At 32.4% G+C, this 15,842-nt stretch carries 15 protein-coding genes and 1 pseudogene; 3 read left to right on the top strand and 13 right to left on the bottom strand.

The genetic code is table 11. The features are described 5' to 3' along the window. Positions 1–322: 322 nt before the first annotated feature. Positions 323–1,924, bottom strand: coding sequence for an alpha-glucoside-specific PTS transporter subunit IIBC (locus tag HMPREF2737_RS09500; protein WP_037549896.1), 1,602 nt, complete (start codon positions 1,922–1,924; stop codon positions 323–325). 189 nt (positions 1,925–2,113) lie between these two features. On the opposite strand from HMPREF2737_RS09500, the gene HMPREF2737_RS09495 reads away from it, so the two are divergent. Continuing rightward, positions 2,114–2,875 carry a MurR/RpiR family transcriptional regulator gene (locus HMPREF2737_RS09495; RefSeq protein ID WP_037549897.1) on the top strand — a complete coding sequence of 254 codons (762 nt, stop codon included), beginning with the start codon at positions 2,114–2,116 and terminating at the stop codon, positions 2,873–2,875. Between the two features lie 194 nt (positions 2,876–3,069). Here HMPREF2737_RS09495 and HMPREF2737_RS09490 read toward each other — a convergent pair whose 3' ends face one another. The 7 genes and pseudogenes from HMPREF2737_RS09490 to hutG all read right to left on the bottom strand — a co-directional run bounded on the left by HMPREF2737_RS09490 (position 3,070) and on the right by hutG (position 10,278). Continuing rightward, positions 3,070–3,588 (bottom strand): SRPBCC family protein, encoded by a 519-nt coding sequence (locus HMPREF2737_RS09490; RefSeq protein ID WP_037550016.1) that lies wholly within the window; start codon positions 3,586–3,588, stop codon positions 3,070–3,072. A gap of 144 nt (positions 3,589–3,732) precedes the next feature. Continuing rightward, positions 3,733–5,028 carry a Na+/H+ antiporter NhaC family protein gene (locus tag HMPREF2737_RS09485; protein WP_037549899.1) on the bottom strand — a complete coding sequence of 432 codons (1,296 nt, stop codon included), beginning with the start codon at positions 5,026–5,028 and terminating at the stop codon, positions 3,733–3,735. A 119-nt stretch (positions 5,029–5,147) separates the two neighbouring features. Continuing rightward, positions 5,148–5,760: pseudogene (locus tag HMPREF2737_RS09480) on the bottom strand (flavin reductase family protein). 77 nt (positions 5,761–5,837) lie between these two features. After that, complete coding sequence (locus HMPREF2737_RS09475; RefSeq protein WP_037549901.1) at positions 5,838–6,719, bottom strand: SDR family oxidoreductase; 882 nt, start codon at positions 6,717–6,719, stop codon at positions 5,838–5,840. A gap of 119 nt (positions 6,720–6,838) precedes the next feature. Further along, positions 6,839–7,975, bottom strand: a complete 1,137-nt coding sequence (locus HMPREF2737_RS09470) for an amidohydrolase (RefSeq protein WP_037549903.1) — start codon at positions 7,973–7,975, stop codon at positions 6,839–6,841. After that, positions 7,972–9,153: a SulP family inorganic anion transporter gene (locus HMPREF2737_RS09465; RefSeq protein ID WP_176743845.1), complete on the bottom strand. Its 1,182-nt coding sequence runs from the start codon at positions 9,151–9,153 to the stop codon at positions 7,972–7,974. The genes HMPREF2737_RS09470 and HMPREF2737_RS09465 overlap by 4 nt, the downstream gene beginning before the upstream one ends. A 189-nt stretch (positions 9,154–9,342) precedes the next feature. Then, on the bottom strand, positions 9,343–10,278 hold the full coding sequence (hutG, locus tag HMPREF2737_RS09460) for a formimidoylglutamase (RefSeq protein ID WP_037549906.1): 936 nt from the start codon (positions 10,276–10,278) through the stop codon (positions 9,343–9,345). 255 nt (positions 10,279–10,533) lie between these two features. Here hutG and HMPREF2737_RS09455 point away from each other — a divergent pair, with 255 nt between their 5' ends. Continuing rightward, positions 10,534–11,625 carry a peptidoglycan release complex CPBP-like subunit SdpC gene (locus HMPREF2737_RS09455; RefSeq protein WP_037549910.1) on the top strand — a complete coding sequence of 364 codons (1,092 nt, stop codon included), beginning with the start codon at positions 10,534–10,536 and terminating at the stop codon, positions 11,623–11,625. 88 nt (positions 11,626–11,713) lie between these two features. Here HMPREF2737_RS09455 and HMPREF2737_RS09450 read toward each other — a convergent pair whose 3' ends face one another. Further along, complete coding sequence (locus HMPREF2737_RS09450; protein WP_037549913.1) at positions 11,714–12,415, bottom strand: ribose 5-phosphate isomerase A; 702 nt, start codon at positions 12,413–12,415, stop codon at positions 11,714–11,716. Between the two features lie 160 nt (positions 12,416–12,575). On the opposite strand from HMPREF2737_RS09450, the gene HMPREF2737_RS09445 reads away from it, so the two are divergent. Next, positions 12,576–13,229, top strand: a complete 654-nt coding sequence (locus HMPREF2737_RS09445; RefSeq protein ID WP_070650059.1) for an MOSC domain-containing protein — start codon at positions 12,576–12,578, stop codon at positions 13,227–13,229. A gap of 69 nt (positions 13,230–13,298) precedes the next feature. On the opposite strand, the gene HMPREF2737_RS09440 is transcribed toward HMPREF2737_RS09445, so the two are convergent. The 4 genes from HMPREF2737_RS09440 to HMPREF2737_RS09425 form a co-directional block, all read right to left on the bottom strand. Beyond that, positions 13,299–14,309, bottom strand: a complete 1,011-nt coding sequence (locus HMPREF2737_RS09440) for an aldose epimerase family protein (protein ID WP_037549919.1) — start codon at positions 14,307–14,309, stop codon at positions 13,299–13,301. Between the two features lie 30 nt (positions 14,310–14,339). Next, a complete protein-coding gene (locus HMPREF2737_RS09435; RefSeq protein WP_037549922.1) occupies positions 14,340–14,666 on the bottom strand; it encodes a YnfA family protein in 327 nt (108 codons plus the stop codon). A gap of 202 nt (positions 14,667–14,868) precedes the next feature. Continuing rightward, positions 14,869–15,618 (bottom strand): hypothetical protein, encoded by a 750-nt coding sequence (locus tag HMPREF2737_RS09430; RefSeq protein WP_037549924.1) that lies wholly within the window; start codon positions 15,616–15,618, stop codon positions 14,869–14,871. Further along, the gene (locus HMPREF2737_RS09425) at positions 15,611–15,808 is read right to left on the bottom strand and encodes a helix-turn-helix transcriptional regulator (protein WP_037535858.1); all 198 of its coding nucleotides are present in this window, start codon (positions 15,806–15,808) and stop codon (positions 15,611–15,613) included. The genes HMPREF2737_RS09430 and HMPREF2737_RS09425 overlap by 8 nt, the downstream gene beginning before the upstream one ends. Between the last annotated feature and the right edge of the window lie 34 nt (positions 15,809–15,842).

The following is a 15,842-nucleotide window of genomic DNA, read 5'->3' as shown; positions in this document are numbered from 1 at the left end:
TGTAGAATTTCTTTAAGAAATTCTCTTTGTTGGGGCCCCGCCTACCAGGCAAGGATGACTAGGTTTGAAAAAAGCTTGATTCAAGCGCATTTTCAAATCAGTCAGCTACTGACAAAATGATAAAGTAGGCTGAGACATTTTATTTTGTCCCAGCTTTTTTGTTTTTTAATTCTGTTCAAGCAATATCACGCTCAACAAAAGTTTCTGGTATTGTGATCAGTATAAAGCTAAGTTGGACAAGTTACTAAGTATATTAAGCATTGTATATGAAAAAGCCAGTAGATGAATAAATACTAATTCACTTACTGGCTATATTGATTAATTATTTTTTATCATTATCATCATAAACTAAATGTTCAAATGCTTCACGTACTTGGGGTACAGTCATTCCAACAACGACTTGTACATTTTTACCGCTTTTAACTAATCCGTGCGACATTTGTTCATGAGTGAAATATCCACTATCTTCAACTTTTGTTTCATCATTAACTGTTAGACGTAAACGTGTTGTACAATTAGTAACGTCTTTAATATTTTCTTTTCCGCCTAAACCTTCTAAATAATAATGTGCTTTCGCTTCATATTCATTGCTAGGTTGGAATCCAGAATTGTCAGTACTTCCATCGCCTTTTTTCTCTTTATAATCTTTTTTAGAGAATAATTTAACTTCTTCTTCAGCTCGACGTCCTGGTAATGGAATATCAAATTTCAAGATTAAGTATCTGAATACAACGAAATAGATACCTGAGAATATCAATCCTATAACAACTTGAGCTACATAAGTTAGCCAGTGATTTTGTCCTAAAGGAATCCAGTTCGTCGCGATGAAATCAAGTAATCCACCGCCCATGTTACCAACAACACCGAAACCATACATAATTGTATCCATTGTCGCTGCTAATAATGCATGTATAACAAATAAGTAAGGTGCGATAAATAAGAATGTAAATTCTAAAGGTTCAGTAATACCAACAACTACCGCAGTTAATGTAGCTGGTACTAATAACGCAGCAACTTTTTTACGATTGGCTTTAGGTGTTGTAGAATACATTGCTAATGCGATACCGATAGCACCAAAAACTTTACCGTTACCTTGTAGCATGAAACCGTAATGGAATTGTTCTTTTAACGGTTTACTGCTTTCAGCAAATTCATTTAAATGTCTAAACCACTCTGCTTTAAGTCCGTCTTTTGCAACAACCGGACCTACTTCAATTGGTGCATAGATGAAGTGATGTAAACCAGTCGGTATTAACACACGTTCTAAGAAATGATACAACCAAACACCGATGTAGCCTGATGCGATAATGAAATGTTGCATTGATTCAATACCATTTTGTATTGTTGGCCAAACGACACAAGTAATTGCAGCTATAGGCAACATAACGAAGAATGAAATGGTTACAACAAATGTTAAACCTTGGAATACACCTAACATCTCTGGTAATTTTTTACTATAGAAACGATTATGTATCCATGTCACAATGGCAGAAATAATGATACCACCTAAAATATTAGTATCTAAAGTTTCAATACCAGCAATCGCTTTTAATCCAGTTACATTTTCTACACCTTTTTCTAAATTAGCACCAAATGTATGTGGCCATTGCGTTAAAATAGCGTTGATAAAGGTATTAAACATTAAATAGCCCATTAATGCAGCTAAAGCCGCATGACCAGGGGCCTTCTTAGCTAGAGATAAAGGCAATCCAACCACAAATACGATTTCCATATGATTGAAGATAACCCAACCACCTGATTCAATTACAGACCAAAATTTAAACCAAAATGTATGATCATTTGCTAATCCACCCATGATGGTAGGATTTTTAAATAATGTTGCAAAACCTAATACTATCCCAAAGAATGCAAACATTAATACAGGAACAATCATTGCACTCCCAAAACGTTTAATAGCGTTCATAATCTAACCCCCAAATCTTTCTATGTAGTACTTAAATATATCGTACATATAAAAGCGTTTTCTTAATATCTATTATAGTAAACGCTTACACTTATACAATGACGTTGACCGATTTTGAAATAATTTTGTATAATCAGTTTATGTTTTCTATACATGAAAATATTTTCAGGAAGAATAAGAGGTGTCTTTGTGCTACTAGATGAAAAAGTAAATGCCAATTTTGACAAGTTAAATGATAATGACCTACAAATTGCACACTTTGTAAACACGCACGTAAATCAATGTAAAACTTTGAAGATACACGAACTTTCACAATACACTCATGCATCTAACGCTACCATTCATAGATTTACACGAAAGTTAGGATTTGATGGTTATAGTGACTTTAAATCCTATTTAAAATTTGAAAGTGAACATTTAAGTCAACTACCTAAAGATTCGATGGATGCTTTTAAACAAGAAATAGAGACAACATTTAGCTATTTAGATCGTATTGATTATAATTTGATTACCGATAAACTTAACCAGGCGTCTACCGTCTACTTATATGGTACTGGTCGTGCACAGAAAAATGTTGCGGACGAAGCTCAGCGAATATTATTAACGATGCATAAAAATATTATCGTGTTACATGACGTTCATGAGTTGAAAATGGTACTGAATCGTTCTATTGATGAAGATTTATTCTTTATTATTTCTCTATCTGGTGAGAGTCACCAACTCACAGACGTTACAAATCTACTTCAATTACGCCAAAAATATTTTATCTCAGTTACAACAATGAAAGATAATTCATTAGCCCAAAAAGCGAGCTATAATGTTTATGTATCAAGTAATACTTTCTATTTATACGATGATACAGACTACTCAAGTTTTATTAGTTATCATATCTTCTTTGAAACATTAATCAGAAAATATAATGAACGTAAAGAGAAAGGTGAACTCAGTTAATCTTTATCACAACTAAATAGCGGTACTGATTAATTATTAACACATCAAAACCCCAACAAGGAGATTGTCTTTGTAAAATGTCCTTGTTGGGGTTTCCACCCTAGTAAGAATGACTAGATATTTGGTAATTAATATTGATATCAAATTTTCTCAGTTTAGACTGCTAACGTGAATTCACGCAAAAGCCTAAGTTTTTATTTTAATAGATTATTGTCTTCTACATATTGTTTAAGTATTTGATGCATTTTATCAAACATCAATTCTAAACCGTGAACAGTAGAATCGTGATATTCCTTTTTCTTTTGTTTGTATTCTAATGTTGTTAAGCGTCGTTCACGTTCAACTAATGACTGATAAAAGAAAAACATTTGTGTGCCACCGTTTTCACGCTCTTCAAATTCAACTTCAATGACATCCTCTTGATCACTTAATTCAGGCATACCAATTGTCATTTTTATATACTCATTGTCAACGAGTTCTTGATACGTACCTTGAATAATATTTTGACGGCCATTACGTGAATCAACTATGCGATATGAGCCACCTTCAGTCATATCTACATCAATTGACTTATTCGTACGTTGAGATGTCATAAACCACTGTTTTAATAAGTCAGCATCCGTCCAAGCTTGATATACTAATTCTGGTGAGTATTTTAATAAACGTTCGATATGAATTTCAACATGTTCATTCTCAACATTATACTTTGCCACTTGTTTCACCTACTTTCACTCTTATATCTATTTTAACGCATTTCAATACAGTTCCAAACTTTGAACTATTAAAATGTTTTATTATTTTAATTTTTCTTATTAAACATGCTAATTATAAGTCTATTATTGTTATTTGTCTTTACTTTAAGATTTAGCTTTAACACGAGGGTATCTTAATATAATAGCTATAATACCGCATATCCCTAATAAAAATGAATAAATGCAGTAGTGCATTACACTAAATGGTGATATACTTGCAACGCCAGCTGCAGCTATCACTTGTGGGCTATAAGGTAAAAAGCCTTGAAAGCATCCTGCAAATATATCTAATAAACTTGCAGATTTACGTGGATCAACATCATATTCATCTGCAATATTTTTTGCTAATGGACCTGACATAATAATTGAAATTGTATTATTAGCTGTTGCAATGTCAGCTGCGCTCACTAAACCAGCAATACCAAATTCAGCACCACGTTTAGTTGTAACTTTAGAACGAACAAAATTTAATAACCATTCAATTCCACCATTATGTTGAATAATTCCAACTAAACCACCAATTAACACTGCTATGATTGCAATGTCTTCCATACCTAGAATACCCTGTGATACTGCATTTAGTAATCCTTTCCAACCAAAAGAACCATCAAATAAGCCAATAGTACCTGATAATAACGTACCACCGATTAACACAATGATTACATTTACCCCTACGAGCGCTAATACTAATACTAGTACATAAGGGATTACCTTAATTAAATTATAGTCATAGCTTTTAGAGTGATCTATTGAGATACCGTTAGTAAGGAAGAATAAGACAATAATTGTTAATATTGCTCCAGGTAGTACAATCCAAAAATTCACTTTAAATTTATCTTTCATTCTTGTTTTTTGAGTTCGAACAGCAGCTATGGTAGTATCTGAAATCATCGATAAATTATCGCCAAACATAGCACCACCTACAACAGTACCCATTGCTAACGCTGCTGGAATATCAGTTGCCTGTGCAAATCCAAATCCAACAGGTGCTAATGCAGCAACTGTACCTACAGAGGTACCCATTGAAATTGACACAAACATACAAATTACAAATAATCCAACGATGATTAAATTTTGAGGTATCAATGATAAACCTAGATTTACTGTTGATTCAACACCACCCATTTTTTCAGTGGTAGTTGAGAAAGCACCAGCCAATATAAATATAAATACCATTAAAATGATATTGGAATGACCTGCTCCTTTTGTAAACACTTCAACTTTGTTAGCAAATGTTTCTTTCCTATTCATTATTAAAGCAACGATAACAGTAATCGTGATAGCTACATTTAAAGGCATATTAGTGAAATCACCTGTAATGGTACCTACACCTAAAAACAATGCAATAAATAATACTAATGGAAGTAACGCCCATGCATTGCCTTTTCTTTGTTCCTCCATACTAAACCTACTTTCCTTTTTAAAAATAATTTTATTATTAAAGTTACAAGATTACTGTCATAACGTCAATAAAGTTTTATGAAAATTACATATTAAAGCTATAAATAATGTCTTAATCATCAATTAGTTGGACGCTCAATTGTAAATTGCTCACCTAATTTAGCGTAATCATTACCTGCTAAACGGGCTACTGGTTTTAATTGTTTAGCATCAATTTTACTATCACCAAAATACATATCATCTTGTATGTGGTACTTAACAATTTTTTCCAATAATTAAATCAGCACCATCATCTTCAGAGCCTAATAAAATCATTTGTTCAAGTTGACATTCAAATCTAATTTTAGCTTCTTTTATAGCTGGAATATCAATCACATCAGATGAGATAGTATTGAGTTCTGTTAAATCAAGTTCATTATCTTTAGGATTGATAGATGCAGCGGTCTTATTAATTTCCTCAACATTATCTTCATCTGTAACATGCACAACAAATGATTGGCCGTTTTCTATATTAATTGCCGTATCTTTACGCTTTCCTCCTGCTCTCTGTGCCGAAATAGCAATCATAGGTGGCGCATTATTAACTATATTAAAAAAACTAAATGGCGCAGCATTTACATGTCCTTCGATATCAGAAGATGTAACAAATGCTATTGGTCTTGGTATGATTGAACCACTTAATAGTTTATAATTTTGGATATCTGATAGTTGATTAGGATCAATGTGTTTCACTGTAATCCACTCCTTTCAATACAAAAACGCAAGAGTCTTTATTGAAACCCTTGCGTTGGATTTATACTCTGAGATATTTAATTGATTTGGATGCCACCTGTGACCCCAAAAACTTGACCAGTCGTATAACTTGAATCCTCTGAAGCAAGTAAGACATATGTGCCTGAAAGCTCTACAGGTTGACCGGCTCTACCTAATGGCGTATCTTGACCAAATTGAGGAATCACTGATTGTGGTTGACCACCTGTTATTTGAAGTGGAGACCAAAATGGACCAGGTGCTACACAATTAACGCGAATACCCTGCTCCCCTAATTGCTCAGAGAAACTTTTTGTTAATGAAATAATCGCTGCTTTTGATGCTGCATAATCATGAATCAATGGATTTGGATTATAACCTTGAACGGATGATGTTGTAGTGATTGACGCACCAGGTTGTAAATAATCCAATGCTTTTTGAACTGTCCAGAATACTGGATATACGTTTGTTTCAAACGTTTCTTTAAAAGATTGTGTATCGAACTCTTCTAATTTATCGTGATACTGTTGATGGCCTGCTACTAATGTTACATTGTCTAAACCACCTAATTCGTTATACGCTTGTTCAACTAAATCATAGTTAAATTGTTCATCACGAATATCTCCAGGTATTAATACAGCTTTACGTCCTGCTTTTTCAATGACAGCTTTAACTTCTTGAGCATCTTGTTCTTCACTTGGAAGATAGTTAATTGCAACGTCTGCCCCTTCTTTGGCATATGCAATCGCTGCTGCACGTCCTATTGCTGAGTCTCCTCCTGTTACAAGCATTTTATAATCTAACAATCGGTTATGACCTTCATACGATGTTTCACCACAGTCAGGTTGTGGTGTTAGTTCAGATTGAAGTCCAGGTAGTTCTTGTTCTTGTTTTTCATAATCAGATGTTTTAAATTTTGTTCTTGGATCTTGTGCACCCATTATTTACTCATCTCCTAAAACATGTTTAATGTCTGTTTACCCGTTCATCATGCTTTTTAAATCACATTTTAAAAATTGTAATATTGCTACACAAATCAAACTCTTAAATGAAGCATCGATTATTCATTAAATGCTGTGTCGTCAAGCAATTGATAAATCAACGTTATAAAGTACTCAGGGACTTTCTCAAGTATACGCTCATCTGGATCAAACTTTGGATGATGTAAATCGTATTTACTATTAGAACCAATAAACGCAAATACCCCTGGATGGTTAGCTAGTAAACCAGAAAAATCTTCGCCAATAGTATAGGGATTCTCTAATTCTATGATTTGATAACCTACTTTTTGAGCAGCTTTCTTAGCTTGGTCAGTTAAGTATTCATCATTAAAAACTGTTCCTGGCAGCTTAGTATATATAACTTCTATATCGACATTGAACAATCTCTCTAATCCTTTAGCAATTTCTTTAAATCGTTGTTCTATATAATTTTGAACCTCTGGCTTAAATGAGCGCACTGTACCTTGGACATATGCTTGGTCAGCAATCACATTCCATGTATTCCCAGACGATACTTCTCCAATAGTTACTACAGCACTATCAAAAGCTGATATATTTCGACTTACAATCGTTTGTAAACTTGTTATTAATTGACCAAGTACCATGACTGGATCATTACCTTGTTCTGGTTTAGCAGCATGTGCACCTTTACCGTGAATTTTAAATTCAAAACGGTCTACTGCCGAAGTAATTGGTCCAGATTTAATTGCAAATTCTCCAATATTTAAAGTTGGATAATTATGGAAACCTAATATAGCTTTAACATCGTCTAATACATCTGTCTCTGCAATCGCTTTGGCACCATATCCCGTTTCTTCTGCAGGTTGAAATATAAATTTCACGCGACCTTTAAGTTTATTTTCTTGTTCTTTTAAATTTGTAGCAATGGCTAGAATGCTTGCCATATGAATATCATGACCACACGCATGCATCACACCTTCATTTGTTGAGGTGAATTCATGTTCAACTTGCTCTGTAATTGGCAAAGCATCTATGTCTGTACGAACAGCAATACAAGGTTCACCATGTCCTATTTCAGCTATAAGCCCTGTTTCTAAAGGATAATCTATTATTTTTATATCATAAGCTTGTAATATACGTTTTAATCGCTTAGTTGTTTCATATTCTTTCTGAGATACTTCAGGAAATTTGTGAAATGTTCGTCTCCATTTAACAAAATCATTGTAAGTTGTCATAGCGATGCTCTTCCTTTCTTTGTAAAAATAAAGTGAACGACATAATAAATAAGTGTGCCTATAACGACACCTATAGCTAAATTGTGTGACATTAACATTAAAATAATCGTTATGAATATTACGATACTATGCTTTATAGGTGCTTCTTTTAAATGTTTAAACGTACGTCTATCAAATGTATTCATTGATATTGTAATTAATACCGAAGCCAACACTGCCATAGGAATAAAACCTACAATCGGACCTAAAATAACGACGCATGAGAGAAGAAATAATCCTGTAACGAATGTGGCTAATCGCGTAGTAGCACCCATTTTAAAATTAAATTTTGATTGACCTACTAAGGCGCTTGAACCATATCCACCTAATAACCCGACAAACAAATTAGCTAACCCTTGACCAATAACTTCTCGGTCTTTATTGGAGTGACTTTGTGTAATTACATCCATCATTTCATTTGTAAGATTTGTTTGTACTACGCAAATAATAGACATGGTTAATGCATATAAAGTAATAATACTTAATGCATGTATGTTTAAAAGTTCTGTATAAACAGAAATTTTAGGAAAGGTAAGTCGAATTTCTGCTAAATCGTGGACTAATTGAACATTCGGTTTAAGAAAATAACTAGCTAAAGTCACGACGATTATAGCTATAAGCGGAGCTGGCATAAATCGAATAAATGTTGAAGATAAATAAATTATTAGAAATGTAGCGATTGCTACTAAATAAGTCGCAGTAGTTATACCAAAAATATATTTTATTTGCGTTGTAAGTAATAGAATGCCCAATGCATTCATAAATCCAATAACAACAGTATCTGGAATATGATTAAGGATCTTATCTATGTGACACACGCCAAAGATAATTAGAATGATGCCCATTATAAGCGTGGCCATAATTAAGTAATGAATATTGTATTGTTCTACTAGTGGTGCATCTACTATCGAAATACCACTACTTGGTCCAGACACCATACTTATTCGTTCTCCAAGAAAGCTAATGAATAACATCATTAATCCACAACTCATTAACCCTATCGTAGGACTGATATGAACAATAAACGAGAAGGCTATAGCTACAGGGAGTAATGCTAAACCCATTAAGATACCTGCCATTATATTTTGCGAGATATCTCCAAGCCATTGCTGCTTATAACTTAACCGCTTCATCACCATCCATTACCTTCCTAATTATTTATATCGTAACATAATTGTCAAACTTTTCTATCAATTAAAAGTAATTAAAAAAGTAGAACAGAATTCAACGCGAATTCAATGTTCTACTCATTCATGTTTGAATTTAATTTTAAAGATTATCGTTATCTTCTAATTTCAGAGTCATATACGACAATTTAATTCTACTTTTTAAACTAGGAAATGGTGAATTAAATTCGCCGCTAACTTTGACGTACGATTATCAACATCATAGTCTGGGTTAGTTTCTGCAATACTAATTGATGATACCTTATCGCTTAATATTACACGCTTACTTATTTCAAATACGGAATGAGGATATAATCCTAATACACTAGATGAACTTACACCAGGCGCAAACGCACTGTCAATAACATCCATACATATGGTAAACATAATCGTATCATGGTCATGAATAAATCTTTCTATTTTATCTTTAATGGTCGGTGACACTTGATGTAAAAGTTCGTCCGCATACACATAAATAATATTATTATCTTTTGCATAATCATATAACGCACGCGTATTACCACCTTGAGCCAAGCCTAAAACTAGATAATCGACATTTTCATCATTATCTAATATTTCTCGGAACATAGTGCCGGATGTAGGTGGCTCATCAGGACGTGTGTCAAAATGAGCATCAATATTGATAATTCCAATTGAAGCATCTGAATAGACTTCTCTAGTAGCCAAATATTGTGCATATGCAATATCATGACCACCTCCAATTAAAAAAGCCTGTTTATGTTGCTTAATAACTTTAGCAGACAATTGTGCCATCTCTTGTTGCGTTTCTCTAAGATGATTACTTGTATGTTCAACATTACCGTAATCAATCAACATTTCGCACTCACTTAAATCTGGAAGTTTCGCGAATTCATGTTTTATGATATCTGGTCCCTTTCTTGATCCGATTCTACCTTTATTATTTTCAACACCTTTATCAACGGCATATCCTAAGAGACCAACACCTGTCTTATCACTTACGTTTTCCATATTTTCCAAATTAGCGAACTTTACTGTTTGAAAATGTCTAAACTGTTTAGGATCTGTTTCACTATCCAAACGACCAGTCCATAGTTTTGGATTACCCTGTGTATACATTATATTGCCCCCTATTTATTTACTCTATAGCATTATCTTACATCATAACGAGATTTATCATTACCATTTGTTTATATTTATGATTACCCTTTTCAAATTAATTTAAGACATTAAAAATTGTTTTCAATCATATAAAAATAATTCAAGACTATTACATTTTAATGATATTTAAAATGGACAATTTATTTATGGCCTTGTAATATGTATAATATTAAAGAAAAAGTTTTTACGGTTACCCTAATGGAGGTTACATAAATGAAGACGAATCGTATATCAGGATTTCAATGGGCGTTAACTATCTTCGTATTCTTCGTTGTCACGATGGCGCTATCATTAATCCTACGAGATTTTCAAGCATCAGTAGGTATTAAACGTTTTGTATTTGATATTACTGATCTTGCACCGTTTATCGCAGCAATTGTTTGTATTATTGCATTTAAAGATAAACGTACTCAATTAGCTGGATTAAAATTTTCAGTTGATATTAGAGTCATTGAACGTATATTACTAGCATTGATTTTACCGCTAGTTATTTTCATGATTGGCATGTTTAGTTTTAACACATTTGCCGATAGTTTTATTTTATTACAAGCAACTGATTTATCTGTATCAGTTCCTACAATTATTATTGGTCATATTTTAATGGCATTTTTTGCGGAGTTTGGATTCCGTTCTTATTTACAAAATATTGTAGAAAATAAAGTTAATACATTTTTCGCTTCAATCATTGTCGGTTTAATTTATTCTATATGGGCCGCTAATACGACATATGGAATGGAATATGCGGGATACCATTTCCTTTATACTTTCATGTTCTCAATTATTATTGGTGAACTCATACGTGCAACTAAAGGACGTACGATATATATCGCTCTCGTATTCCATGCAACAATGTCATTTGCACAAGTATTTTTATTTAGTGAAGAAACTGGCGACCTATTCTCAATGAAAGTTATCGCATTAAGTACGACGTTAGTAGGCATTGTCTTTATCATTTTAAGTTTAATTATTAGATTTATTGTTTATAAAACAACTAATCGTTCACTTGATGATGTTGAACCTAATAATTATTTAGACCATATGAATGATGACGATACATCTACTTCAAATGAAACAAAGTCTGAAGATCATGAACATAACGATAAAAAAGACAGCTTCACTGAGAGTCAACTTAATGAAGATCATGTTGAACATAAATCACAGTCTGAGAATCAAACTGATTCTTCAAATGAAAAACTTAAAGAGAACATATCTTATAAAGAAGATAGACGTTCATCTGTAGTTGATGATGCTAAGGATGAAATAGATCAAATGAGAGATACATCTAGTCATAAAACTGAGAAGTAAAGCTTATATTACGCCTTCTTTTGAAGGCTAAGTGCACATACAAACAGCCAGAAAATGAATTTTTCTAAGTTCATTTTCCGGCTTATTTTTATTTATTTAAGTTAGATTTGTTTATGATTTTAACGCCATCTTGTGTACCTACTATAACTTGATCAGTTATATTTAAAAAATATCCAGTTTCTAAGACACCTGTTAGATGAATTAAATACTCATGAAATTGATTTGGGTCTATCTGTTTATTTAACTGACAATCTAAAATGTAATTGCCATTATCCGTTATAAATGGAACATCATCACTCATTCGACGTTCGGTAATAACATCATCATAAGCTTCAATTTTTTTAGCGATATGGAACCAATTGAACTTATCCACCTCTACTGGCAGTTTGAAACTTTCACCTAAGTAATTTACTAGCTTGCTTTCATCTGCTAAAACTACAAAACGATGAGCCATTTCATCTATTACTTTTTCGCGAAATAGCGCTCCACCACCACCTTTAATTAAATTGAGATTAGCATCCACTTCATCAGCACCATCAATTGCTAAATTAACATGACCAACATCATTGATATCAACAACATTAATATCTAGTTTTTTTGCAATAAATGCACTTTTATTAGAAGTACACACGCCAGTAATATTTAATTGTTCTTTGTGAATTCTTTCAGCGAGCTTTGGAATAAGCAATTCAATGGTACTACCCGTTCCAATTCCTAGAACCATATTATTTTCAATTTGAGCTACAGCATCATCTACTGTCATGATTTTAAGTTCTTTAGAATCTTTCATTTAACTGTGACCCCTTTTCAAATATACTCACTCATTATTTTACATGACGATCATACAAATACCTAGTTCAATATCGGAAATTATTTTATCATTTTTCTTATATTTTAATTATTAATATAGTAGAATTTTTCTTAACACCTTAATTAAGGGGGCAATAAATATGATTTCAGTATGTGCAATTTCAGTAGGACAAATTAAACAATTAGATTACGGTCAAAAGAGAGAAATGTTGTCCGCTTTGAATAAATCTCCTATTTCTGAAACAATGTGGTTATCAAGAACTGGATTTGTTGAAGATGAACAGGCATATAAAGGCCATGGTGGTCCACATAAAGCAGTATGCTGTTTTAGCATATCTCATTATCAAATGTATAGAAATGATTTAAATACGATTCCTGATTACGCAATGTTTGGTGAAAATTTAACTTTGGAAAATTTAGATGAAGCAGACGTGTTCTTTGGAAATCAATATCGTTTAGGTGAAGCAATTTTAGAGGTATCTGAAATAAGAGAACCTTGTTGGAAAATTCAAACAAAGTACGGTATAAAAGACTTAGTTAAAAGAATGTCTACTAGTGGAAAAACAGGCTTCTATTTTCGAGTGTTACAAGAAGGATATGTAGATCAAGATGATGATTTAGAATTAATTCAGTTGGCAGATGAAGCAACTCGACTTTCTGTACAAGAGCTTAATGATATTTACTATAATGATCGTAAAAATGTATCTCGACTGAAGTATGCGCTACAAAATCCATATTTATCTGAAATGCGTTTAGCTAAATTACAAAAGTTATATGATAATGCAATGAAATAAATTCTATTTAGCATAGGATAAAGCGGGTAAATCATAATGACGATGTACCCGCTTTGATGCTTTTTTACTTTATTTTTCAGATATATGATAAGTTGTTTTAGAATAAAAATGCTCGTTAGGTTTTAAAATAGAGTTTGCTTTATTACCATACAAATTAATATCATTAGGTAAAAATTGTGTTTCTAGAGATATACCTGAGTGTGCTTTATAAATATTAAAATCACTATCCCAATCTTTCGTATCATTAAATGTATAAATGACAACGTTCGGCATAGATGATGTAACATCTAATTGAAACTCATCATTTTCAATGAAAAATTGTTGATTTCCAACATCAAAAGGGTGATCTAATCCATTTCTAGAACCAATTTGCTCTTTAAGTAGTTCATTATCAGAGTTAAAAATATCACTAAAAGATATACTATTTGTTTTAAAGATAGCTAACAAATCAATTGAATTAGTATTCTCAATAAGGTTGTTTCGATCAATTGGATACATATTTAATTGCTCACTCTTAATTTTATGATTATCTATAACATTATTGTCTCTATTCAAATTAAAATAAACATGATTAGTTGGATTAAATAATGTATCTTGATTTGTCTGTGCTCCATATTCTACTGTCCAACGGTGTTCGACGTCATAAGTATGTATCACTTTAATAGTCATATCCCCTGGATACCCATCTTCCATTGACTTTAGTTGAACTGTAAAAGTAACCTTAATATTCGTGATATTATCTTGAATGTCGTAATTAAAAAGTCTTTTATCTAAACCATTACTACCTCCATGAAGGTGATGTACATTATTATTAGCTTCTAATTGATATTCCTCATCGTTCAAATGAAATTTGGCATTTCCAATACGTCCAGCATAACGACCGATAGTAGCACCGAAATGATACGGATTTGATGGATAAAACTCATCCGCTTCAACTCTATTGCCTAATACAACGTTGTTATCATGGTACTTCCATGATACGATGCGTGCACCGAAATTTGTGAACACAATATTGGTTTCATCGTTGTCAATTTTAATTAAGTCAATACCATGTCTTTGCTTTTCTACTTCAACTATCATTACTTACGTCTCCCTCTTAAACACGCTTAATCAGGTTCTGCTCGGTAATATCATAACGCATACACCAATAATACAGATGCATGCTCCAATTAAATCGTACTTATCAGGTGCTTGTTTATCGACAATATATGCCCAAATTAAGCTCATTACAATAAACACGCCACCATAAACAGCATAAACACGACCGAAAGTTGGAAACGACTGGAACGTTGCAATGACACCATACATCATTAATATAACGCCACCTATAAATCCCAACCAACTTGATTGTCCTTCCCTTAACCACAACCAAATTAGATGGCCACCACCAATTTCACAGAGACCTGCTAATAAAAAGATAAAGATTGAATAGAGCATTGAAATGACCTCCAACTTGTAATAAAGTTATCCTCATTGTATCAATGCAATGATACCTTTATCTATTTAAATTTTAAGCACTGACTTTTTCACATACATATTGTTACACTTTTTTTATTAATATTCCATAGATTTTATATAAATTAAAAAATGAAAACGCTATCTATTAAAATTTTTAATAGACAGCGTTTGCGTAACACTTTTATTCATGAAGTGTGCTGCGAATTTGTTTGTTTTTAAGTTTGAGAATCAATAATTCAACGACAATGAATATGGTTGTAATAAAAGCAACCAATGGCATTTGTTGCATGATTAATTCGATGAATATATCAATGATACACACAATAGTTAATCCGATTGTTATCCAAATAAAATTAGTCGCATGTACTTTTAATATGACTAATTTCTGTTGTTCATCTGCATATCTATAATTTGGGATTAAATTTATTACACCTTTAGGTGACGCACCACAATTCTCTAAGGTAGGTGTATCCATTTCTGTATATTTAATTCGTTTATCATCAAATATGCATAATGCGACAACTACACCTACTCCTAAAATAAGCCAACTCGGTTCAAACACCCATTCATAGTTACTTGTATGATTAATGTTCGGTGTTACTATGTTAGCGATGAGAACCAAATAAACTATCCACAGAATAAGATAAACAATTCTTTTTAATTTAGAATGACGATTTAGTTTTGATTTATCGCTAAAGTCATGTACATAAATATGAATATCATCAACTGTTTCTGAATGAATTGTTAATTTACAAACAATAACAATTAAAAGTAATAAACTACCGATAAAAAATGGTGAAAGAAATTGCCGTTGCAAGTCGTTAAACATTGCAAAAGCAATGATAGCACATAAGAAATTTAAACTTAAAATGCCAAGTTTAACTTGCAATGTAATTTTTTCTACTTGCAAAGCTTCATCCTTTTTAGTCATTCTCTACCTCCCAGAATAAATCATTCAAAGTAACACCTAGCGTCTTAGCTATATTAATACATAGTTTTAATGACGGATTATACTTATCATTCTCTATCATGTTAATGGTTTGACGTGATACTCCAACTGATCGTGCAAGTTCTAATTGCGAAATCTTCTTTGCACCACGATAAACTTTAACTTTATTCATATCTCCACACTTCTTTCAACATCCCATATTATTC

This window comes from Staphylococcus sp. HMSC069D12, from assembly GCF_001810405.1.
Taxonomy (GTDB): Bacteria; Bacillota; Bacilli; order Staphylococcales; family Staphylococcaceae; genus Staphylococcus; species Staphylococcus haemolyticus.
Note: the sequence above shows the minus strand (reverse complement) of the source record. Positions and strands in the feature narration are given on the sequence as shown.

Excerpts from the sequence above, each read along its gene's own strand:
- HMPREF2737_RS09500 (WP_037549896.1), bottom strand. The coding sequence starts at position 1,924 with ATGAACGCTATTAAACGTTTTGGGAGTGCAATGATTGTTCCTGTATTA.
- HMPREF2737_RS09485 (WP_037549899.1), bottom strand. The coding sequence starts at position 5,028 with ATGGAGGAACAAAGAAAAGGCAATGCATGGGCGTTACTTCCATTAGTA.
- HMPREF2737_RS09475 (WP_037549901.1), bottom strand. The coding sequence starts at position 6,719 with ATGGGTGCACAAGATCCAAGAACAAAATTTAAAACATCTGATTATGAA.
- HMPREF2737_RS09470 (WP_037549903.1), bottom strand. The coding sequence starts at position 7,975 with ATGACAACTTACAATGATTTTGTTAAATGGAGACGAACATTTCACAAA.
- HMPREF2737_RS09465 (WP_176743845.1), bottom strand. The coding sequence starts at position 9,153 with ATGGTGATGAAGCGGTTAAGTTATAAGCAGCAATGGCTTGGAGATATC.
- hutG (WP_037549906.1), bottom strand. The coding sequence starts at position 10,278 with ATGTATACACAGGGTAATCCAAAACTATGGACTGGTCGTTTGGATAGT.
- HMPREF2737_RS09455 (WP_037549910.1), top strand. The coding sequence starts at position 10,534 with ATGAAGACGAATCGTATATCAGGATTTCAATGGGCGTTAACTATCTTC.
- HMPREF2737_RS09450 (WP_037549913.1), bottom strand. The coding sequence starts at position 12,415 with ATGAAAGATTCTAAAGAACTTAAAATCATGACAGTAGATGATGCTGTA.
- HMPREF2737_RS09445 (WP_070650059.1), top strand. The coding sequence starts at position 12,576 with ATGATTTCAGTATGTGCAATTTCAGTAGGACAAATTAAACAATTAGAT.
- HMPREF2737_RS09440 (WP_037549919.1), bottom strand. The coding sequence starts at position 14,309 with ATGATAGTTGAAGTAGAAAAGCAAAGACATGGTATTGACTTAATTAAA.
- HMPREF2737_RS09435 (WP_037549922.1), bottom strand. The coding sequence starts at position 14,666 with ATGCTCTATTCAATCTTTATCTTTTTATTAGCAGGTCTCTGTGAAATT.
- HMPREF2737_RS09430 (WP_037549924.1), bottom strand. The coding sequence starts at position 15,618 with ATGACTAAAAAGGATGAAGCTTTGCAAGTAGAAAAAATTACATTGCAA.
- HMPREF2737_RS09425 (WP_037535858.1), bottom strand. The coding sequence starts at position 15,808 with ATGAATAAAGTTAAAGTTTATCGTGGTGCAAAGAAGATTTCGCAATTA.